This is a genomic window from Acidobacteriota bacterium, from assembly GCA_016713675.1.
Lineage (GTDB): Bacteria > Acidobacteriota > Blastocatellia > Pyrinomonadales > Pyrinomonadaceae > OLB17.
The window spans coordinates 83,213-96,699 of sequence record JADJOS010000004.1; the positions used below are offsets into that span (position 1 = coordinate 83,213).

15 protein-coding genes and 1 pseudogene are annotated in these 13,487 nt (G+C 44.8%); 4 read left to right on the forward strand and 12 right to left on the reverse strand.

The features are described 5' to 3' along the window. Nucleotides 1-58: 58 nt before the first annotated feature. The 12 genes and pseudogenes from IPK01_13835 to IPK01_13890 form a co-directional block, all read right to left on the reverse strand. Nucleotides 59-502 carry a single-stranded DNA-binding protein gene (locus IPK01_13835; protein ID MBK7934533.1) on the reverse strand — a complete coding sequence of 148 codons (444 nt, stop codon included), beginning with the start codon at nucleotides 500-502 and terminating at the stop codon, nucleotides 59-61. A 135-nt stretch (nucleotides 503-637) separates the two neighbouring features. Next, on the reverse strand, nucleotides 638-2,095 hold the full coding sequence (locus IPK01_13840) for a hypothetical protein (GenBank protein MBK7934534.1): 1,458 nt from the start codon (nucleotides 2,093-2,095) through the stop codon (nucleotides 638-640). Next, entirely contained in the window at nucleotides 2,029-2,481 is a 453-nt protein-coding gene (locus IPK01_13845) for a hypothetical protein (GenBank protein ID MBK7934535.1), read from the reverse strand. The genes IPK01_13840 and IPK01_13845 overlap by 67 nt, the downstream gene beginning before the upstream one ends. Nucleotides 2,482-2,585: 104 nt before the next feature. Next, a complete protein-coding gene (locus IPK01_13850; GenBank protein ID MBK7934536.1) occupies nucleotides 2,586-2,987 on the reverse strand; it encodes a single-stranded DNA-binding protein in 402 nt (133 codons plus the stop codon). A 630-nt stretch (nucleotides 2,988-3,617) separates the two neighbouring features. After that, nucleotides 3,618-5,208: pseudogene (locus IPK01_13855) on the reverse strand (N-6 DNA methylase). 636 nt (nucleotides 5,209-5,844) lie between these two features. Continuing rightward, nucleotides 5,845-6,171, reverse strand: a complete 327-nt coding sequence (locus IPK01_13860; GenBank protein MBK7934537.1) for a hypothetical protein — start codon at nucleotides 6,169-6,171, stop codon at nucleotides 5,845-5,847. 115 nt (nucleotides 6,172-6,286) lie between these two features. After that, entirely contained in the window at nucleotides 6,287-6,454 is a 168-nt protein-coding gene (locus tag IPK01_13865) for a hypothetical protein (GenBank protein ID MBK7934538.1), read from the reverse strand. A 5-nt stretch (nucleotides 6,455-6,459) separates the two neighbouring features. After that, complete coding sequence (locus IPK01_13870; protein ID MBK7934539.1) at nucleotides 6,460-7,107, reverse strand: HAMP domain-containing histidine kinase; 648 nt, start codon at nucleotides 7,105-7,107, stop codon at nucleotides 6,460-6,462. Between the two features lie 137 nt (nucleotides 7,108-7,244). Then, entirely contained in the window at nucleotides 7,245-7,601 is a 357-nt protein-coding gene (locus tag IPK01_13875; GenBank protein MBK7934540.1) for a hypothetical protein, read from the reverse strand. Nucleotides 7,602-7,840: 239 nt separating this feature from the next. Then, complete coding sequence (locus IPK01_13880; protein MBK7934541.1) at nucleotides 7,841-8,206, reverse strand: hypothetical protein; 366 nt, start codon at nucleotides 8,204-8,206, stop codon at nucleotides 7,841-7,843. A gap of 25 nt (nucleotides 8,207-8,231) precedes the next feature. Then, nucleotides 8,232-8,870, reverse strand: coding sequence for an ATP-binding protein (locus tag IPK01_13885; GenBank protein MBK7934542.1), 639 nt, complete (start codon nucleotides 8,868-8,870; stop codon nucleotides 8,232-8,234). A gap of 459 nt (nucleotides 8,871-9,329) precedes the next feature. After that, nucleotides 9,330-9,476, reverse strand: a complete 147-nt coding sequence (locus IPK01_13890) for a hypothetical protein (protein ID MBK7934543.1) — start codon at nucleotides 9,474-9,476, stop codon at nucleotides 9,330-9,332. 710 nt (nucleotides 9,477-10,186) lie between these two features. Between IPK01_13890 and IPK01_13895 the strand changes: the two genes are divergently transcribed. The 4 genes from IPK01_13895 (at nucleotide 10,187) to IPK01_13910 (ending at nucleotide 13,471) form a co-directional block, all read left to right on the forward strand. Beyond that, nucleotides 10,187-10,663: a hypothetical protein gene (locus IPK01_13895; protein MBK7934544.1), complete on the forward strand. Its 477-nt coding sequence runs from the start codon at nucleotides 10,187-10,189 to the stop codon at nucleotides 10,661-10,663. Then, nucleotides 10,664-11,272 carry a hypothetical protein gene (locus IPK01_13900; GenBank protein MBK7934545.1) on the forward strand — a complete coding sequence of 203 codons (609 nt, stop codon included), beginning with the start codon at nucleotides 10,664-10,666 and terminating at the stop codon, nucleotides 11,270-11,272. A 274-nt stretch (nucleotides 11,273-11,546) separates the two neighbouring features. Continuing rightward, a complete protein-coding gene (locus tag IPK01_13905) occupies nucleotides 11,547-13,250 on the forward strand; it encodes a prolyl oligopeptidase family serine peptidase (protein MBK7934546.1) in 1,704 nt (567 codons plus the stop codon). Beyond that, nucleotides 13,247-13,471, forward strand: coding sequence for a prolyl oligopeptidase family serine peptidase (locus IPK01_13910; GenBank protein ID MBK7934547.1), 225 nt, complete (start codon nucleotides 13,247-13,249; stop codon nucleotides 13,469-13,471). Before IPK01_13905 ends, IPK01_13910 begins: the two co-directional genes overlap by 4 nt. Nucleotides 13,472-13,487: the final 16 nt, after the last annotated feature.

The following is a 13,487-nucleotide window of genomic DNA, read 5'->3' on the forward strand; positions in this document are numbered from 1 at the left end:
TATAGGAAACTGGGGCACGGCACCGACGCCATGCCCCAACTGGCAGAAACAACCTACCTCAGAACTGATCAATGAACGGCTCATTGACCGGTGCCTCTGGAACAGCCGTGCCCGTGAATTCGGGAACGTCCGGCTCGGGGCTGTCAGCAGTAGGTTCCTGGTCCGTTTGGCCGTCCGAACGGTTCGATCCGACAAACTCGAATGAGAAGAGCGAGATCTCGGCACCTGATCTGGGCTCGCCCTTATCTGTGCTCCACGGGCTGAACGAGAGCCTGCCGTGGACAAGCAGATGCGTTCCCTTTTTTACATGCTCGGCGAGCGTCTCCGCAGTCTTGCCAAAGGCAACCACATTGAACCAATGTGTGACCTGTATACGCCCTTCCGAACCATTCTTGAACGAGTTTGAAGCGATCGGAAAGCTCGCGACCGGGGTGCCCTTTTCCGAATATTTCAGGCTCGCATCGCGGCCCGCATTTCCGAGTATCGAGATATTTGCTGACATGGTTTTTTCTTGCTCCTTTTGTGGTTTATTTGTTCTCCGAACGGAACGGCGTTTCGCCATCTGCGAGAGTTTTTCCAGGCGTTGTGCCTAAAATACTGACCGCCGCTCCTTTCGTTGAATATTGCTCTTCAATTTTCAGGCCGCATGCACAACCTTAACCTGTGTTCGCTGAACATTGGGCTGCGTGAAGAGGCTCGCCTGGATCGTGCGATTCGCGCGAACGGTCTCGTTTAGTTCCGCGTCTCGTGCCCTCACCGCGTCCCACAATTTCTGTTTCTCCTGCCGCTTAAATGCCTTCGCCGCCGGGTCGTTATAGAGACCGAATTTCAGAAAACGTAGCTGTCCAAGAGTCGCCATTTCGATCTTTCGGAGCCATCGTTTTGCGTCGATTGAAAGTTGATTCTTCAACCTAACTTCCTGAGATTTTGCGACGGTGTTAAGAGCCGTGAACTCCTTAAGGGAAAGGCTTTTGTGTTCCTTAAAATCCGCATACGCTTTTTTCTTAAGTTCGGCTAAATCAGCCGTGTCCGACGTTCCGCGAATCGCAAGGTAGGTTTCTTGATACGAATCGTGGCGAAGGCTTCGCAGATGAAAGTCAGAGTATTGACGCTGCCACAATAGGCGCAGGACAGAAGCGGCGTACTGCATCTCTTCAAAGTCAGGGTTGATTTCCTGATCTACAAGGATCTCGAAACTACCTTGCTTAAATGAGCAGATACGGCGTACCGAACGGATGACTTTGCTGTCGTAGATCTGATCAAGGGAAAGTGCCAGCCATTCCTCGAATTCCCGATCCGAGAACGGATGTCTAGAAGGCATTGCCCACCCAGCACAGCTGATCATTCGGCGTCCTTCCTGAACGGTGTTGCCGCCTAAAGAATGGCCTACAAAGAGCTTAGGAAGCTGTGACGAAAGCTCTCTTGATTCGTATGGAAGACAGTTTGCATCGATCTCACAATCGAGATCAAAGACCACCACCGAACGCTGGCTTGAACTCATCGTTATGCCGATAAGACCATTCTCATCAAACTGCTCAAGTTGATCAAAAGTCGTGAAGTCTCTGTCGAGCTCTTCAACCGATTTATCGCCATCTTCCAGATAGAATTCGGCAAAGTCGTCGAACATCATGCGGCTAACCTTATGTCGTCCGACACGCCGCAGAACCGCCTGCATTTCATCGTCGAAGTTTGGGCATTTTGGCGGCAGCGGCCTGCGATTCTTAGCAACTTCCTGAACCCTGCGTTGGTCAGCAACACAAAGTTTTTGTTCTCTTGTTCGAGATTCCTCGAAGCTGATCTCTCGATCTGCCGAAGTCGCCGTAACAGCTTCTAACTGCATACCGAGCAGTCCCATTTCGTGGAGAACCTCGCCAACACCTCGTCGCCTAATCTCACCGTAGTAGTAGGCTGCGATCTGTTCGAATTCATACTGCCCGGCGTCCGGGCTCGCGATTGCTTTTACGCATCTGACGAACTCTTTGGCATCGGTCTCGTCGGACAAAACCTTCATCGCATATTCGAGCGACATTATCCGCACGCGGTCCAACGCTTCCGGTTCAAGTTCGTCCGCGATTCGAACGACAACATCGCCCAAGATCGAGAACTCTTCGAGTTCTCGCCTTCGCAACGGATTCGATGAAAGATGCGCACACCAGTCCTGCATCGGCGAACCGTAAGTTGAGCCCGTCCGGTCCCGAGACCGTCCGCAGGAATGACAATGGTCTGTTCAGCCTTCGACATTTTGTGAAATAGACCGTCAAATGCACGGTCGACCGCGGCTTTGTTTTGCTCGAATTCTGCATCCGTAAAGAACGCATCGTCTCGACTGCTCGGGAATTTCTTGGTCGGTATCCCAACACAATTCGGTTCGCCCCGCATGGCCGCAGCCTGGCCGCCGAAGCCCTTGCCCGCAAGGTTGTCACCGAACAGGAATATGCGATCGCGATTGGCTCTTACAAACTCTCTGGAGATCCGTTTCATTCTTACGACTCGATATCGCATAGCTGCCGATCCTGATTCAAAAAGGAATGCCGCCTAAAGAGGGCTATCTCTAGGCGGCAGTTAGAATTTGAATTGTTGATTGATCAGTATGCGGCAGCCTGCTGAAGTTCCACCGGTGCGTTCTGTGGCAGCTGCATTGCAGCTCCGTCTCCTTCCTCATCGCGGCGGCCCGACAGGAATTGGAACTCCTGTAGAACGATCTCCGCACCTGCTTGTGGCGATTCGCTCTGATCCACCCACGGGTTAAAGGTCAGACGGCCCTGAACGTAAAGACGACTGCCTTTTCGGACGTAGCGAGCAAGTGTCTCCGCCTGCTTGCCAAATGCCGTCACGCGGAACCAGTCGGTCTTCTCAACGCGCCCCTCCGCGCTGTTCCTGAATGAATTCGAGGCCATTGAAAAGCTTGCCACGAGGGTGCCGTTGTCCGTGATCTTAGTTTCCGGTGTCTTGCCGAAGTTGCCGATGATCGAAATATTTGCTGACATTTTCTTAATTCTCCTGTGTGATTAATTTTCCGAGGATCATGTTGAGTGACATCCTCGAAACCTTCTCCGAAGGCACCTCTTTTCAGCCGCTGATTATTTGTTTGTTTATCGAATCTTGTTTGGGAACAGAAGGACTTTGAGATTCGCGGTAGCGTCTTGACGGCCGAAAGGCGTTATTTGGCAACTTGCGGATCAAGCGGATTCGGGCGGGCTCTCATTTCCAATTGTTAGATAAACCGCGTTCGATCAAACAGGTCAGACTCTTTTCAACGTCTCACATCGGCTCACCATTTCGATATCTGATAAAATAACGAGAATACTTTTTGAAGTTCGGAAAGTCCACTCGCGACAATAAGCAAGATTCTGTATGAATGCTGTCTCGGCTATCATTGGGACACTGAATTTCTCGGGGTGTGCTATCTGGGAACCTGGAAAAGTCAGGAAACTTCCCTACTAGAGCATATCGGCAAAAAATCCGTCGTAAATCACTAGGGATGAAAATTGATCAGCTTTCCCAAAATAAGCCCGCCTACGTCACGTGTTGTATTTATAACGCGTTCTTGGAACTAGAAAATCTAAAATGTGTTGGTTTTGGTGTTAAGTTGGGGTTTAAAACCCTGAAAGATTCCTCTAGTCGCTTACGTCTATATCGTATTTGCTTTCAAGAAAATTATCGAGAATTTCTACTCTGCTCGTTCGTCAAAAATTTTCTCGCTCTCGTCCAGATGGACGATCCCAAAGTTTCTAATATAATTTCCGTTTAAGGAAAATAGCTTGAAGAATATGGCTTACCGTCGTGGTAATGTAATACCAAAACAGTCGTGACTCCAATATTTTTTTTATTACGGCCAATTCTTCTTCCGAGTGCCCTACAATAGCCAGGCCGTTATAAAAGAGGAAAAATCACTTTTTCTTTCAACTCATTAATGGTTGTTGGCCTACTAAGTTTGTTTGAATTGACAATATCTTTACAAATGTTCTTTTCTATCCGAAATGTTTTTCCATTTTGCAGGTAATAATATTTGTCATCCTCCTCGACTGGCCTGAAAATATATACATCGTTTCTAAGAGTAGCGATGCGTGTCGAGTACTATAGATCTCGCCAAACGGAGTTCCAGTAGACTCAATTTTTGAAATCCTTTCATTATCTTGTAAGTTCCATCCCTTCATTGAGTCCAATGAGGCGTAATGAATTTTACTAAAAGACTTTGGAGGTGGGGGCAACTCATCGCTTCTGCGTTTTAGATATTTAATGAATGTGCTAACTCGATTCTTAATTATGCAGATACAAGTATAGGTATTTTTAGACTTTAAAACCTGTTCGGCTCCAAAATCAATAATCTCAAAACCTAACTTCTTCTTCTGGAAAGTACTCTCGTAAGGCTCGGCCGTTCAAGCTCTTGAAAAAGCTATTCATGGTGATGAATCCCATCAGACCATCTGGCGATAAGTTTTCTATTGCTATCTGAAAAAAAGGAATATAGAGATCGGGGTGTCCGGACCTACTGACTTCCCAATTTGCGATATTTGTTTTGATCTCGCTAGAAATGTGTTTCGAACAAAACGTAGGGAGGATTTCTAATACAAGATCAAATCCATTGAAGTCGTTGGAGTGCTTTCCATTCAAATGTAAGCGTATCTCCAACGACCAGGTTGAAGTGGAACGTTTCAGGATCCTCGCCTTCACTCAAAGCGAGCAGAGTAAGTAAAATCTTTGCTCTAGTTATTGAATAAGATTGGATATCTAGGCCGAAAATCTGATCCTTAAAAATATTCGCATATGATCTTCGGGTCTTCTTTTTTAGCTTTCGTGATGCGTCAAAAAGAAAGCCTCCACAACCACAGGAAATATCGGCAATTTTTATTCCCTGCATCTTGCTCTTATCCGAGGTCAGGGTTCGACTAATAATAAATGCTCGAATGTATGCCGGGGTATAAACAGCCCCAGTAACGATTTTATCGGCGGGGAAATAACGAACTCGAAAAGTTCAATTAATTCTTCAAAACCAAAGGTGGAAAATTCTTTCTCCAGAAGCTTGATGAATTTCTTAACGTTTTGGTACTCGATTTGGCTATTTTCCTGAACGATAAGGGACTTTATAAGTACATTGTTCTCGACATTCAACTCGTTTATTGAAAGAAAGGCTGAGACAATTAAACTATCAACGACCTGTGGTTCGGATGAGCATTGTTTTAAGAACTTGAATACTTGATGCCTCATTTGAAATTTTGACTACTGATGCTTCTTTAAGTATTCAAGATATTTAGTCATCTCCATACCTAATTCGCCCATTGTTACCAGTAAATCCTTCCTCTTTTCCGCGTCCTTCGTTTGTTCAATTTTCGGCGTCAGGAGCAGCATCTTGTTATGTAAGTTCTCGAGTAGCCAAATGATCTGATACCGTCTCATAAAAAGTCTTAGCTTTTTATACATGTAGATTGCGTTCGGAGAATCAGGATTAGGCACGATGTTGCCGACATCATCTCTCGAAAAATGAACATTGGAAACCTCATTGCAAGGATCAATGTATTCTCCTCATCATTAGACTTCAAAATATTTACATACGAACAACAGTAAATTAAATTTTGATAGTCCGTTTTTAAATTTGGCAGGTGGGGATAGGTTTTCCAAGGAATGAAATGGTCAATATGGAAATTATTTATTCCACCAAACCAGGAATCTGGGCAATCCGTGTAGCCACAACGTTTTGAAAAATCAGCAGCCAGATGGGGCTTATAGCTCCTATAATTGGCATAGGTTCCGCAATACTGCCTAGTAGGATGATTTTCTCGGAATTGCTTTGCCATCGTTACTCGATTTTGCCTAATAAGGTATCAACCTTGGTGAGAAGTTCTTCTAGTCATCGACTGTTAGATAACGTCTTATATTCATCCGAATGCTATTTTTTCTATCAGTAGATACTTCTAGGAAATGGTCTAGACGTATAATCTCGCTTTCATCGTCCATAGTCGCTGTACCAGCATTTCGTAACTCCACCAATCTCAGTATTTCGCTTTCCGCTTCCTCTATTTTTGATTTATAGTGCTTGATCTGATTCTCAACCATTTCTAAGAAGCTAGCCTTAGCTGCGGTTTCTTTACCTTGGCTATGCAAAATGTCCTTAATATAAACGATATTTACATCGTCACTTTCAGTGATTGCTCTGTCATCGAAGGAGGTCATCACAAAGCATGGAAAACCGTCTCTAATTGCTGTAAGCTCTTTACAAGTTGGACTCCATTGTATGGAACATTGTATTTAATGTCTTCCCTATAATCATTGAGAATGAAATCGGTTATCACAGCATCCGTGTCGATCTTAAAGATTTCTCAATCATTTCATCTAAAGATTCCAGCGGGTATTCTGCCACAACTTCGACGCTGCCCGGAGTGCTTGCCGCATCGACATAATCCTTAAATTGTTCTATGTCGTCCTTCTGTTCGTCGATAAAGAGAATTTTATACATTTTATTTAGCCCTTGAACTTTATCGGGAATGACATCCTTATACCGAATCCGATTTCTGGATAAAGGAGATTAACGGTACCGTCATTCTCTTCGGCAATTGACTTAATTAACCACATTCCCAATCCGGTACCCTCTTCTTCACCGGTATGAGCATTACGCTTCGTCGTAAACAACGGTTCAAACACCTTTTGTGGGTCTTCGATATCCTTAGACAGTCCGGGTCCATTATCAAAATAGTCAACAACAGTCTCTCGATCATTGCTACTGATTGAAATCGTGATGTTCCTTTCTCTGGGTATCGTTGAAATAATGAAAGAATCAATTGAATTAACTAGCAAATTACTAAAAATGCTGTCGAAGTCTATTTCAAATACCCTAATGTCCCCATCTTCTATATCAGAAATATCCAAAGTAATGGCCCTATTTTCTAATATCGTCGTCCAGTCATTTTTTAAATCGTTAAAGTATTTCTTGAAAAATAATTGCTTTCTCTTTCTTTTATCTTTCCTAGTAGCTCCCAAAGAAAAATTTAACCAGTTCTGAAGCTTCAAATCTTGCTTCCGCATCTTTTCAAGTTGAGCAAAAGGATTCTTCCTATCCTCAATTTCTGAGTATTCGGCTTCAAGAACCTTCTCAGAGAACAATGCTCGCAATTTATCGATTCTCGAATCCAAAACACTATTTAATTTACTCAGATCATGGCTGAATGATGCTAAAACTATCCTGCTGCTAGCCAGTCCTCTTAGGACTTTCTGCTCCTCTTAAGCTTTTCGATTTCTTCATTTTTTCTTCATTCAATCCAGCAATGATCTCCAATTGTTGGGTTTTTTATATCATCTTCTTCTATAGGTATCCCTTCTTCATCGGTGTCACTTGCATCCTTTGTTTTTCTCTTTCTACTCTCTTCTAAAATTCGCCAATGCGATTTTTCGGCTTGACGACTCCGAGCGGGGCCGTATCGCTCATCGTCAAAAGCATCCATCTCCCTCGCGATAAAAGATCTGTCATTTTCGAGAATGTTGATAATCGACGCAATTAATGTCTTGAAGACTTGAAAAGTCTTATTCTCCTGCAAACCTTCGCGGCTTGATTTATCTTCAAAATCTACATTGGTAAGCCTGGATATCTTTGATCGCTCCGGCAACATTTACAGGTTCCACCCGATAGCCACCGTCTTTTTTCGCAATCCCAGCAGGACTCACTGCTTTCTATTACCTAATCCCAACCAGTCAAAGGCAGTATCTTTAACTTCTCCGTAATGGTCTGACTCTAAAGTTATCTCTGAATAACTTAACTCCTCCAAATTTATCTAACCAGTCTTTCTTTTGTTCGATGCGAATTTTCGATAAAAAAATCTGTTTGCATCCGGTGTGCTAAAAGTTCTCTTTAAGTAGTAAAAGAGAAATCAAAGATTCCAATATCATTAAATACGTCATCTTCATCAATCTCTGCAAATCCCGGCATTAGTTGATTAAAGGATTTCTCAATTTCCCATGATTCATTTTCGAAATCCGCTTTTGTGTAGGGAAATTCCTGCATGGCAGGACGTCTGAAAAATTCGGGCGGTATTAATGCGACTTCGTATTCACGGCGCGAAATTTTTATCTTAACGTTCTGATGTTCATCGGCGATCGCGGTAATTTTGTAATCATAGTCATCGCAAACCGACCCAAATACCTCTCCGTATTTTTGCGGCATCAAGGAACTGTAGAGAAATATCTCAAACCCACCACTTTCTTTAGGGGGAACCAAAACCTCCAAATCCGAATACACCCGATCAACAAAATAATCTTCCCCAGGTATCCCGAAGTCCCGTTATCTTTAATATTGTGCCGTAATCAAATTTCTTCTCCGACCCAATTTCGGTCAAATCGAGATTGGGTAATTGAGCAATAAGCTCCTCCCGAAGAGTTTTAGTTTCAGTGCCAATTAATTCAGCAATGACTTTATCAATCGTCTTAAATTCCCCTTCAAAATCATCCCAATTCACTTTCCATATGTAGCCCGAATTCTTCGTAGGTATTCCCGTTTCATTAGTATCAGGTTCGTGATTATCTGGATTAAAAACCGTAATCAATTCACACTTACTTCCAAGTTTATCCAGTGCAAACCGGCCAATCCCTTTGGCACCGGCCTTTACCCTTCCAGTTTTAGTAAATACGTCGGTCGTCTTATTGTCAGTACCAATAGTCATCCAGTGGTTACGAATCACATTTTGGGTCATGCCCTCCCCGGAATCAATAATGTACAAGGATGACAATTGTGAAATTAATTTTTTGAATTCGGCCTTTTCCCCATCGCTTATGAAATCTTTGAGCTGATAGGCTTCGTCAACGGAATCGTAGATAGCGACCAGATTCTCACGCGGTATTCCGCGATCTAAAAAGCTCTTGAAAATGGGCAGATGATAACTCATTTTGTAAGACCGCAAATTTATTATCGAAATATACAATGCTCACCGCACTGTCTGCGTCATATCCGTTTTTTACTAACTCAATGATTGCTCCTTAAACGTAGCGATATTCTCCCTGCCAATAAGTGCGCTGTTCTAGCTGATACCTTAAAAGGAATGTTCATCGCTACGGTAAAATGCCGAAAAGATAGCAAATTAGCTGCTCAAATCTTGCTTATCACTAGTAAGATCCACTGATTTTGACAATTATGATACCACAACACAATGACATGCTGGCTTCAATAACTCTTTGATTATCTGGGTCCCAGGATCCTTCTTATCGATGGGTCGGAGGAGTTGGCGAAGCTTTCGAGCCGGTGCAAGAACTGATGATGGTGTAGAGATGCTTTGGTGCATCGTCAGCTTTTGCGATGCTATCCGATAATTCTGCTTCGCGGGTCATTTCGGCTTGATTGGTTCGTACTAGGCAAGAAGGCGATTTTCGAGTTCATCGACGGTCAAATCAAATTCACAGATATTTTCATACTCAAAGCCTGTCGGCGGCCGAAACGCGGCCACCTCGAGCCAGGCAACGCTGAACAGCTTGTGATTGCTTTCGTGTCTGTTCATACACTCAGCCAAATGCTCAGGCTCTTCGTGTACTATCCGGCATCCAGACTGGGGACGATCCACGGTTCCCATGACTTAAATCTCAGGCAGAACTGTTGTTTCAACTCTTTACTGTTTCCGTGAAGTCAATGCCGAGTAGTAGTTGGGTTGATCACCTGAGCTGCGTATGTTTGAGACGACGAGGCTGGTTTGTAAATATCCTCTTGGCACAAATGCAAACCAGATCTGGAATATTTATGCACCAATCAATGGGTAATACGATTTAATTTCTTTATTGATCCTGAACGACTGATTCCCATATGTTAAGCCGCCCTTGCTCGATTGTTGTTATGATCGCGAGGGCATTTCTGAGAAGATCTTGTTCTATCCCTCAAAATACAATCCCATCCGATCGCGGGGCATAAAATCAGGGACGGAGTGTAAAGAGGTTCCGCGGCACACATCTTGCATCAGGCTATTCACCGAGCAAACACAGATCGAGAAATTCGAGACGTGCTAGATAATTTTTGTTTACATTTGCGCGTCGTAAGTTGTATAACAGTCAATACTTAAGCAGAACAGGAGTTCAGTGGCCGGTTAGAAAGAAGGTAACTTTCTAACCTCGGAAAAAGCGTCTCTACGAATATTGCTAGTTATCGATCCGAACGTTGGATAACGCCATTGGTTAAATATGATCTTGTTATAACGAGTCCGGTAAAGGGAATAAAATTGTGGATAACCCAATCCTTTCCAAGTTACAAACTTCACCCGGCGACCCGCTGAGTGGGTCAGATAGTGCGCTTGATCGGGAGGGCTTTTTTGCAGAATCGTTAAAACTAATTCGCAAAGTAATAGCTGGTCGTAGATCCGTTCTGGCCGATGACGTGCCGGATATTTCGCAGGAGGCTGCTTTAAGGCTTTGGAAGTGGCTCACGAAGTTTGAGGGCAAAGGCTCACGAATGGCAGAAGCCGATTGGAAGTCCTTCACCGCGCTCCAATTTGGAATCGAAGAGAATGAACTGTTAGCAAAGCTCGAGCTGACAAAGGAGTCTTGGGAAAGGGTTTCAACACGAATGCCTCTAAGCGATATTGAAATCGCTGAGATAGCAAACCCGAATTCGGCCAATGGCCAAAGATCGACAACCGCAGGCGCGGTTAAGAAGGCGAGATTTGACGCTCGCAAGAGACTTAAGGAGTTGATGAAATAAATGAATCAAGATCACTTATCAGCTGCTGAGGTCGCCATGTTTCGAGAAGACAGTTTTTCTTCCCGATCGATTGAGATCGGTCGACATCTTCTCGCCTGTAAAGAATGTCGAGCAAAACTGCCATCTGTTACTCCGCAGGAGTTCCGGGACTGTGTTCTCGGTGCCAACGGTCAGGGACTGGATGAATCTGAACACAAGTATCGATTTTTCGATTTTCCAATATTGTCCTTTGCGAGGGTAATGGCATTTGCAGGATTCGCGATTCTGCTTCTGGCGGGAATCTATTTTGTTGGTGTTCAAAAGTTCACTACGTCGAATACTGTTGCCGCAGTCACGAATGAGTTGAATCCAGTCCCGGACGTTGCCAATCAGACAACTCACGAGAAGGAACAGTTACCCATAAAGAGTGTGGACGGCCCAATAGAGATTCGAGACCAAAGCCCCTTGACAAAAACGACCAAAGGAAAGGGGCAGGCGTTCCAGCAAACGGGCCGAAGTTGCAGAACGCCGAAACTCGCGGAAGCGAAAACCCTTGCTCGGGCGGGGCCACGATCAGTCTTGAATCCAAATCCGATGGGAAAGAGGTCTTTCTTAGATGGAATTCTGTAAAAGGGGCTGAGTCCTACGACATTTATATTTCCGACCTCGATGAGAACATGATCGATCATTTCGAGTCGAAATCTCAAACATATTACCGTTCTGCCGTGAGGCTTGATCCGGCAAAGTCCTATCGCTGGAAGCTAATCATTACGCTAAAGAACGGCAATAAGATCGTTGGTCCGCCCCAAATTCTTACTTCGGGAAAAGCCACGGAAGACAACATAAAATCCGGAGCCATGGAAAGACAACGGGGGTCGTTTGAATTGCGGTGTGTGGCATCAAAATGAACAGAATAAATCACAACCAAATTAAGTTTCTGTCGCGGGCGGTTATCCTCTTTTGCTTGCTCGTCTCAGTACACGGGCAGCAGTCTGACGATCTTCCAGTGCCACCCAGCTTCAAATTGGAGGGGGTTCCGCGAATCAAGAATGAAGATGTCAAGCATTTGTTCTTTGAACCGTCCGCGATAAAAAACAATTTGATATGGGATGCTGATCGAGCGACGCGACAACTGTTTGTCACCGATGAAAAGAATGCCATCTATTCAGTAGAGTCGCCATTGGCTAAGCCAAATTTGGCGATTGACGGAAGGGTGCCAAACACTTTTCGAGTAAGTCCAAACTCTTCAGTCGTTGCTTTTAACAACGACAAAGAGGACCCGGATAATTACGCGCTTTTCCTGTGGGACGGAAAAGCTGAGGCTCGAAAGCTATCGAGCTTTAATGGAAAGGACGATTCAGTTGATTCATTTATCTGGGAACGAGATGGAAAAAGCATTTATTACACTCTCAACGACTACGAAACTAAGTTAACCAAACTCTGTCAAAGCGATTTGAGTGCGAGCAAGTGCTTCTCCCTGGAGCTGAAGGGCCTTTGGAATGTGATCGACATCGACCAAGGAAACATCTTGCTCAAGTACTGGAAATCATCCAGCAATCAACACATTTTCAATTATTCGATCCGCAGCGGCAAACTCACACCGCTTTCTGAATCAGGAAATGCGACGAAAGCGTTTTTCGCGGCCGGAAAGGCGTTCGTTATAGCAGAAGATTCGCCGGAGTGCGGGGGTAGTCGATGCTTGATTTCGATTGATCCACGCACCAACAAGAAGGAAAGTATAGGTCTTCAGAATGTCCGAGGATACCTGGGGGACATAAAGCCTTCGCCCGATGGAAAATCACTATTGGTTCAAGAAGCATTAAACGGAATCGACAGCCTCTGGATAGGAAAGATCAAAGACCGAAAAATTGTTCCAACCGCTTCAAACTTTCTGGGCGGCTCGTATGTAGTTTGGAACACCCGTTGGCTTTCCGAAACCGAGGTCGTCTTCACCATTGAAAATATCAGTCAACCTGCATTGATACAGTCGTTCGATCTCAGATCGAAGAAAACAACCACTTGGACGAACTCCAATTTGCCTGAGGTTTTGACGGGCACCGTGAAACCTCCCGAAACAATACGTTGGAGGTCTTTCGATAGTAAAGAAATTTCTGGATACATCGTCAAACCCACGAAAATTGAAAAGAAAAGTCCCGTGCTAGTGTTTATCCACGGTGGACCTCAGGTGCTCGACCGCCCGACATTTAGTTCTCTCGATGTCCGGTTTGCGACGTTCCTCGGGTTGTCCATTATCCACACTAACATCCGTGGATCGAGAGGATTCGGTAATGAATTCATGGATGCGGATAACGGCTCCAAAAGAGAGGATGCCGTTCGAGATATTAGCTCGCTCCTCGATTGGATCGGAAAGCAGCCGGACCTCGACGCGGATAACGTGATCATCCGTGGCGAAAGCTACGGGGGCTTCGTGGCTCTAGCGACCGGGCTTAAGGAATCTTCCCGAATCCGGGCCGTCATCGCCGAATATCCGCTAGTGTCGATCAGGAATTATCTGCAGCAAAGCTGGATCGATGAATTTGCAAAAAATGAATACGGCGATCCAAAAGACGAAATCTTAATGAAAAGCTTGATGAGCTTTCTCCGTTGAACAATGCTTCAAGGTGGAAGGGGACACCGTTGTTCCTGACCAGGGGAAAACTCGACTCAAGGGTCCCCGAAGGGGATGTTCTCGGCCTCAAGTCTCAACTGCGAGATGCGGGAGCCAATGTTTGGTTCATATATGCCAACGAGGCGGGACATGGCGTCGGAGGACGCTTTGTCACGGCGGCGATGTATGAATTTATTAAGACTCACTTACGGAGGAAATGAAATGAAACGAATCAAA

Excerpts from the sequence above, each read along its gene's own strand:
- IPK01_13835 (MBK7934533.1), bottom strand. The coding sequence starts at position 502 with ATGTCAGCAAATATCTCGATACTCGGAAATGCGGGCCGCGATGCGAGC.
- IPK01_13845 (MBK7934535.1), bottom strand. The coding sequence starts at position 2,481 with ATGAAACGGATCTCCAGAGAGTTTGTAAGAGCCAATCGCGATCGCATA.
- IPK01_13850 (MBK7934536.1), bottom strand. The coding sequence starts at position 2,987 with ATGTCAGCAAATATTTCGATCATCGGCAACTTCGGCAAGACACCGGAA.
- IPK01_13860 (MBK7934537.1), bottom strand. The coding sequence starts at position 6,171 with ATGACCTCCTTCGATGACAGAGCAATCACTGAAAGTGACGATGTAAAT.
- IPK01_13865 (MBK7934538.1), bottom strand. The coding sequence starts at position 6,454 with ATGTATAAAATTCTCTTTATCGACGAACAGAAGGACGACATAGAACAA.
- IPK01_13875 (MBK7934540.1), bottom strand. The coding sequence starts at position 7,601 with ATGTTGCCGGAGCGATCAAAGATATCCAGGCTTACCAATGTAGATTTT.
- IPK01_13885 (MBK7934542.1), bottom strand. The coding sequence starts at position 8,870 with ATGAGTTATCATCTGCCCATTTTCAAGAGCTTTTTAGATCGCGGAATA.
- IPK01_13890 (MBK7934543.1), bottom strand. The coding sequence starts at position 9,476 with ATGAACAGACACGAAAGCAATCACAAGCTGTTCAGCGTTGCCTGGCTC.
- IPK01_13900 (MBK7934545.1), top strand. The coding sequence starts at position 10,664 with ATGAATCAAGATCACTTATCAGCTGCTGAGGTCGCCATGTTTCGAGAA.
- IPK01_13905 (MBK7934546.1), top strand. The coding sequence starts at position 11,547 with ATGAACAGAATAAATCACAACCAAATTAAGTTTCTGTCGCGGGCGGTT.